Here is a 7,012-nt window from a genome sequence, read left to right as displayed (position 1 = left end):
ATATTGCAGTTATATATACAGTACATGGGTGTCGGTTGAGAGGACATCTGGCTTAAGATCACTAGTATTAGATTGTAGTAAGTCGTAAATATAATGGGACTCATGCTCATTAGATCCTATGATACGGGCATTTAACGCACTATGATTGGCAACTAACGTCATGGCCGTAATACCTTTGTTGGTGCCGAAGTATTTCGAGGAGTAGCGAGTTTTAAAAGTCTCAAGGTGAGTTTCAAATTTTTGCCCATCGGTACTGGCGTGCAGGACGTCTTCTTGGATGTGATAGTGGCGGAAAATAGGGAGTGCCGCTACTGCGTTATTGATGATATCACTAGCCTCTTGCAAGGTTTCAGGCCTAATATAATTAGCTTGTATAGTGCTTAGATGCTCATAACTGCGATCAGATATTTGTGCCATCCCATATACGCCGCGATGTGTCGCATTCGCAATTAGAATAGCCAATAAATCATCCTGATTGGCGCCTACTTGTTTTTGTATTGGCAGCACGTGTGCGAAGCATTGCATAAAGTTGGTTTCTTGTTCAACATAACGCAACACATCAGCAATACTGACGGGGATCATTTGTTTAAAGAAAGGGTTGTTGACAAGTGATTGGGAGCCTTTAACTGGCAGTCGCCATCGTGTGCCACTTCGGCTCTTCATGATCACATTGCGGTTATCACCATTATCAATGTGACGAGCAACATCTTCTAGGGATGTTGTTAAGCGTATTTGTTTTACTTGCAGTAGCTTCTGAATCGGCTGCTTTAGCTTTTCCAATGTTGATGATGCCAATAGATCAGGCTGTATTGACGATGCAATTAAGTCGTCTTCTAGCGCACGATATTTAGTGACGTTTGATAAGTAAATTCGACCATTAAGCCGAGAAGCCAGTTGACGGTAAAGCAACCATTCGTATCGCTGTGGATGAACAACATCCTTGTTAATTAACCATGGACGATGTTTTTGTTGGATAAGTGTACTATCCATTGTTTGCAATGTATTACCTGCTAATAGTTCTGTTTTTGTGGTTTTGAGCTGGGTCACTAATGCTTCTGAGCCTTTACCTGCTTGGCATTCAAGACATAGAAACACGGGCCTTAATAACTGCTCAATTAACCCGTTTTGATCATCATAATATTGCCATTGATATTCTTCTACCGTGCGTTTTTGCTTTTTTAAGTACAGGCATAGCGTTTCTATATCTTGGTTATTCATTACACTTAATGCTTGTTGCCTAACCGTTGCAAATGGTTGATTATCGTCGATACTGTCATCAACAAACAGATGCAGTAATTCTGCGGCTTTGGTGACATTGTCTGCAGCTGACCTCCATGAGTCAAACACTGCCTGTTGGGCAAACGCATGCGCAGCTTCTTGTTGTTTACGGATATGATGAATAAACCCATCAGCCAATCGCTCTAGGCTTTGCCGTATGCGTTGAGTCAGAAAACACAGCAACCATAGGTGTTGCTGTGGACGCTTAAAGCGTTTTAGTTTACTGCCATAATAATCCACCATTTCACCGAAGTGTTGTTGGTTTTTAGACGATAAGGCTAAGCCCTTAACAGCATTATCAATCTGTCTTGTATAAGGCTGTAACTGATGATACACCGTCAGTTCTTTTTTTAGCTCTGTCACCATAACGCTTTTTGCACCGGCTCGAAGCTGGCTTAAGGAGAGCCCATCTTTGTCATCGATAATAGTATTTAGAAATCCGTGTAGTTCAGATGAAACATGAATACGAAGCTTATTATTTAACGCCTTCTTGACCTGTTGGATAACACGACTGATAAGCTTTTGTAAGACAGTATATTTAGGGATGGCAATTCTATGCGTTGCTAGATATTCAGCGGCTGCATCGAATAGATAACGAGGCTCAAGCCAAGCTTTGCCGACCATAACAAGATGTTCGTACAGCGGCGCAAAGTGCAGACTTTCGTCCCATTTCTGATAGTTTAATAACCTCAGTATTCTTTGATATATACGGTCACGCTGCATCTTATTAATGCTGAAAGGCCTGATCCCTTTGCCTCCTTGAACTTGCGTTGAAATAAACTGCATATCGTCAAAGATGAGGTTAAAGCTAGGTGAAAGAATCACAGGCTTAGACTTAAAATACCCTAATAACGCAATGAAATAGCATCGGTGGTTCCTTAGGCGAATACTTTTCAACTCTGTTAACTCGATCTCGTTTGGCGTAAAATACAATCGTTGTTGTTCAAGTGATAATAGCGGCGGAGAATATAGATCAAGCTGCTCAGCTTTGGTAAGAATTGATAGTTCGTTTTTTATAGCCATAGGAATTAAATTAAGTTTAAGGGGTTGTTAACCTCATAATTTGCCATACTTTGGAGAAGTAACCCACCTTTGTATGCCTTTAAATATGGTGAGTATGGCGATTTATGTTACTTTAGAGGGGAAAATCCCTAGAACCCCATAGTGGATTACGCCGAAGCCAAGCCTGATGAAGAATGGATTTACGGCCAGTACTTTGTTCATTTCACTTTTCGCCAAGCAGGCCTCAAAGCAGGTAAAGAATGGCTGGACAGTATTATCTCCGACCGTCCTATTGCCATTTTAGACCGATCTTGGGGTTCGATGATGGTGAATTCTAAAGCACTAGCACTAGCCAGAATAACCGCAGATACTCCTGATCCAGGTAACGGTTACATCGAACGTGACAGTATTACTGGCGAGCCTACTGGTATCTTAGTTGATGGTGCCTATGCACTTATTCATGGGGCTATGCCACCTACTCCTATGCACGCGTTGTTGCGCGCTTACCGCGAAGGCATGCAGTATCAGAGCAGTCGTGGCGTAGTAGCAACCAAGTATGTACATGTTTGTGAGCACCGTTTAAATGCGCTTAGCACGCTCGACAAAGCGGGTGAAATGACACTCCGTGTCGAAGCGGCTATCAGTTGGCAAGATGATATTTTCCCAGTTAAACGACGCTGGGAGCTTATCGCTGGTGAACGCCATTATTATCGCAGTGCTCGCTTTAATGCTAACGCAGTTAAATTTCATTTCGATGGAGTGCACGAAACACAGTCTTCTTACTTGTCGACGCCTTGGCCCGGTGAAAGTACTTGGCGTGGTAGCCTGAATATGACCCCTGAGCATATTTGCGACATGGTGGTCGATTTGGATCGTAAAGGAATACGAGTGATTGCCCATTGTACTGGCGATGGTTCATCTGATCTATTTCTTGATGCGGTTGCAGAAGCCCGTCGACTTAATGGCCCTAATGGCATGCGTCATCAATGCGCCCACTCCACGCTATTAATGGAAGAGAATCTAGTGCGATTTAACGCCTTGGATGTCACCGCAGAATTTTCTCCTGTACTTTGGTACCCATCCGACTTTTCTTATGCTCGCACTAAGGCCGGTGAAGAGAGAATTAAAAACATCTATAACTTCAAAGGGGTTATTGATGCTGGTGGCAATGCAGTTATGGGTACAGATTGGCCTGTCGCTAATATCAATCCTTGGGTTGGTTTTGAAACCATGATCACCCGAAAAAACCCATGGGGTGAGCGCGAAGAAACCTTCTATGGTTCAACGATATCTATTGAGCAGGCTTTGCGTGTAATGACCATAAACGGAGCTTGGAGCATGGGTATAGATGACAAGGCCGGTAGTATTGAAGTGGGCAAGTCGGCTGATTTAATTGTATTAGATCGTAACCTTTTTGATTTAGAGCCTCAGGGTAATATGCACAATACTCAAGTAGATGTCACCTTAATAGAGGGCCAATTAGTTTGGGACAGGCTAGAGCAGTTTAAGGCCTGCGGTTTAACAGCTGTGTGGCACAAAGATGAAGTGCCAGAATTTTATGACAAGATGTAACCAATTCAATAATAAAATTTTCTTGTTGTTGATTTAAATAAAAATCAGTTAAAGGCACTGCATGTATTTGTGCCTTTAACTGTAAAACGTAATGGGGTTATGTGAATCTACTGAGTGGATTAGTGACTCACTGCCTAAGAGATAATGGGCCAAACCTTAATATTAGTGAAGTAGAAAGAAATACCCTAGTCAGCGCTTAAACAGCCCAGAAGTTAATTATAAATCCTCAATATAAATACATTTTAGTTCAAGATAATCATCAACTCCATATTGAGAACCTTCTCTGCTGAGGCCTGACTCTTTAACGCCACCTAAAGGTATGACTTCACTGATGATAGCGACCTCATAAGCCGAGCAGTCAAGAACTAAGCCAGAAATCCTATCTCGGTTTGTGCCCCGATATAACTTCAATTGTCTACATAATAGTCAATACTACAACTGTAGACATGCACTCATTTTGTACGAATATCGCCCCCAAAACGAGATATACAAATTAAAACTGTTTTTCTTTAGTCAACTGTTGATTTACGAATACAACCTAATGTTGCACACATGAAGGTGGCAACTTTTGTAACTATCAGTATTTTCTAATCCCAATACTGGGAGTTACTTACTATTTTCCTGACGGTAACTCTGTGGATTTTTACCTGACCACTTGTGAAAACTATGAATAAAAGATGAAGCATCACACAGGTTAAGCTTGTAGGCAATTTCTTCTACTGTTAATTTTGTTGTGGTTAAATAATGAGCAGCTAACTTATAACGGTAGTCATCTTTAAGCTGTTGAAAGCTGGTACCTTCAAAAATCAGTTTTCTATGTAGCGTACGTGTTGAAAGATTGAGTTTTTTTGCTACTTCTTCTTTATTTGGCAGCTCATTCATTGACATTGACATTGACATAAACAGATGTTGCACCTTACCCGCATAAGTGACATTGTCTGCTAAATGCAGCTTAATAAGTTGCATTGGGTTTTGAAAATAATGTGCAACCTGATCATATTTTGCATTTATCGATGAGTGTAGATGAAGTTCATCAAATTCAAAGCCTAAGAAATCAGAATTATAAACTAATTTGTTGTTATAAAGCAGTTTGTATTCTTCGCCATAAGAAGGTTTGCCATGGGGTACAAATGTTTTGTAAATATGGATACGTTTATTAATTAACATACAAACTAGTCGGTAAAAGACCATGATATAAATTTCAGCGATAATCCCCTGCTTTATAGTCGGGATAAAATCGATATAAATACATAATGTCGCTTTTCCCCCTCTTCGTTTTAATTGAAGTTTTAATGGCCCAAGGGTCAAGTTGTAAAATTCTTCAATAGTGGTCAATGCACTCAGCAAGTTTTTAGCGTGGCAACCCAATTTGCATGCAAATAAGGTTGTGCCCTTAGCTAATGGTGATGTCGCGGTATGCAGTAGTTCATCATTAGTTTGATCATACAAAAAAAAGAACGCATCTTCCAAATACTTTAAAGGTAACCTTGAGCGCTGTTCTCGCTCTTTTTTTTTCAAACCAATGTGACTATCCAGTGTTTGCACGGGTATGTCATGACAGGCCGCTATTTTTTCAAACTCCACTAGCGTTTGAAAAGGCATAGTGATCTCTTTTTCCATAAACAAATCAGAATTATTAGTTAATTTAATATTCATTGTGGCACATTATTTAATTAAAAGAGACAATAACTATTTCAAGGGTCGCACAACACAATTTTACGCCAATCGTGCGCACCTTATTTATACGTTAAAAAAAGTAGTTTTCTTCACTGATGAGAGCCTTGATTTAACGCTGATATAATCTGTATCGGTTTTAATCTTAACCAGTGCATGCACTGGTCAGTCATTTTCAAGTGAATTTAACTCAGCACAAAAAACAACATAATGTCCCGTCCTAATATACGTTGACGGTTTTTAATGGAAGGCCAGTAGCTTTTGCTCCTGGTCTTTTTTGTGCACTTGGTTTGGCGTTTTCATTCCTAAACTCAAATGCGGCCTCATTTCATTGTATATCAATATTGATTCACCAACGAGTTGTTTTAACTCGTCTAGATTTTGACATTGATATAAGAGAAATTCTTGTTTTAGTATTCCGTTAATACGCTCTGCCAGTGCGTTTTGGTAGCAATCATAGCCATCTGTCATTGATGGTACTATGTTACTTACATTAAGTTTTTCTTGATATACCTGTGAGCAATACTGTAAGCCTCTATCTGAGTGATGGATAGCATCACACTCATACTGGCGATTACTTACAGTCATATCTAGTGCTTTAACCACATCAGTTGCTTTCATTTCATCACTGAGTTCATAACCCATAATTTTACGGCTATATGCATCCGTTACCAGCGATAGATAGTGAACCCCTTGCTCTGATTGAACATAGGTTATATCACTTACGAAGACCTCTTCAGGTCTCTTAGGTTGTACTTCCTTTAACAAGTTAGGATGCTTTTTCATCCAATGTTTACTGTAAGTCGTTTTGGTGTAACTACGCTTGGGCTTAACCAATAAATTTTCACTTCTTAAATAAGTAAAGAAACTGTCTCGACCTAAGGTTATCCCTTGCTCTTTGAAATTAGGCTTAAGTAGAAAGTAAAGTTTTCTACCTCCTATGCGCGGCATGTAACGACGTATTTCTAATACCATTTGCTTAACGGGTAAGAGTTCAAGTGCACGTTGCTTTGCTCGATTCTCTCGTTGATAAATGGCTTGTCTCGTTATACCAAGCAGCATACAAGCACGTTCTAAGCTAACTACTTTTTGCTTTTGAAGGCTTCTTGCTCCTTGGCTATAAGCTTTTTTCGAAGACCTGCTCCATGCTGAGCATCAATAATATCAACGACTTCATTGAGTAAAAGGTTTCGCAGGCGTTCATCCTCAAGCTCTCGTTCAAGACGTTTTATTTTTTGGGCGGGGCTTTCTTTTGCTTTAGGTGATTTGGGCATCGTTATCTTAGGTGGTTGAGTCCAGTCCATCTTACCGTGTTTTCTTAACCAAGTAAGTACTGTTGAACGACCTTGAATACCATAGATATTTTGTGCTTGTTTGTATGTCATGTCGCCTTTTTCTACTGCGGCAACAACTTGTAATTTAAAGCCTAATGAATAATCACGTTGTGTTCGTTTAGCGTGCACTGTGTTTGAGCTGTTCATAATAA

At 40.1% G+C, this 7,012-nt stretch carries 4 protein-coding genes and 1 pseudogene; 1 reads left to right on the top strand and 4 read right to left on the bottom strand.

Annotation, left to right across the window (positions count from 1 at the left end; translation table 11 throughout):
• Window positions 1-24: 24 nt before the first annotated feature.
• Window positions 25-2,301, bottom strand: a pseudogene (locus H4J50_RS01005) (Tn3-like element ISKox2 family transposase); the annotation flags it as partial.
• 141 nt (window positions 2,302-2,442) lie between these two features.
• Here H4J50_RS01005 and H4J50_RS01000 point away from each other — a divergent pair.
• Complete coding sequence (locus H4J50_RS01000) at window positions 2,443-3,852, top strand: amidohydrolase family protein (protein ID WP_310733242.1); 1,410 nt, start codon at window positions 2,443-2,445, stop codon at window positions 3,850-3,852.
• A 216-nt stretch (window positions 3,853-4,068) separates the two neighbouring features.
• Here H4J50_RS01000 and H4J50_RS00995 read toward each other — a convergent pair whose 3' ends face one another.
• The 3 genes from H4J50_RS00995 to H4J50_RS00985 form a co-directional block, all read right to left on the bottom strand.
• Window positions 4,069-4,263 carry a hypothetical protein gene (locus H4J50_RS00995; RefSeq protein WP_085300738.1) on the bottom strand — a complete coding sequence of 65 codons (195 nt, stop codon included), beginning with the start codon at window positions 4,261-4,263 and terminating at the stop codon, window positions 4,069-4,071.
• A 195-nt stretch (window positions 4,264-4,458) separates the two neighbouring features.
• The gene (locus H4J50_RS00990; protein WP_182253908.1) at window positions 4,459-5,508 is read right to left on the bottom strand and encodes an AraC family transcriptional regulator; all 1,050 of its coding nucleotides are present in this window, start codon (window positions 5,506-5,508) and stop codon (window positions 4,459-4,461) included.
• Between the two features lie 258 nt (window positions 5,509-5,766).
• Window positions 5,767-7,007, bottom strand: a protein-coding gene (locus H4J50_RS00985) for an IS3 family transposase (RefSeq protein WP_182253906.1) whose coding sequence is annotated in 2 segments (ribosomal slippage) — window positions 5,767-6,650 and window positions 6,650-7,007 — 1,242 coding nt in all. Because the reading frame shifts where the segments join, the coding sequence is not laid out codon by codon here.
• Between the last annotated feature and the right edge of the window lie 5 nt (window positions 7,008-7,012).

This window comes from Colwellia sp. 6M3 (assembly GCF_014077595.1).
In the GTDB taxonomy this organism is placed as follows: Bacteria; Pseudomonadota; Gammaproteobacteria; order Enterobacterales; family Alteromonadaceae; genus Cognaticolwellia.
The sequence above is the reverse complement of the archived record's forward strand: the minus strand, read 5'-3'. Positions and strand labels throughout refer to the sequence as shown.